Origin of the sequence: Achromobacter sp. SIMBA_011 (assembly GCF_046535435.1) — a bacterium.
Lineage (GTDB): Bacteria > Pseudomonadota > Gammaproteobacteria > Burkholderiales > Burkholderiaceae_B > Achromobacter > Achromobacter dolens.
In genome coordinates this window covers 1-376 of sequence record NZ_JAWRWN010000107.1, presented here as the reverse complement: position 1 = coordinate 376, position 376 = coordinate 1, and the positions used below count along the sequence as shown (strand labels likewise).

Sequence of the window (376 nt, the reverse complement as noted above, 5' to 3'; positions counted from 1 at the left end):
CCGCCGCACTTCGTCCAGACTCGGCGACGACGCCACGATCCGCCCCGTAAAGCCGCGCTGATCGCGAAACACCGTGAGCGGCGAGAGGCTGTCGCCGATCTGGTCGCTCGTGAACGACACGAAATTCTCCGCGAGCAGATCCTCCATCGTCAGTTGCGAGAGGCCGAACAGCCGGTGATGGCGGCCGCAGAAGATCGCATAGCGCTGGCGCAGGAAGCAGCGCATCTCCAGTTTGTCGACGGGCGTGCGGCACAGGCTCAGGCCCGCAGTCGCGGTCTTCTGCAGCACCGACGAAATGATGTCCGACGAGCGCATCACCTCGATCTGGAGATCGATACGCGGATACGCGACGTGGAATTCCGCGAGGAATTCGTCG

1 protein-coding gene is annotated in these 376 nt (G+C 63.6%); it reads right to left on the bottom strand.

Annotated features, from left to right (window positions below; genetic code table 11):
- Positions 1 to 376 (bottom strand): LysR family transcriptional regulator substrate-binding protein (locus SB816_RS30135; RefSeq protein ID WP_410548009.1); only part of this gene is annotated, 376 nt, incomplete at both ends.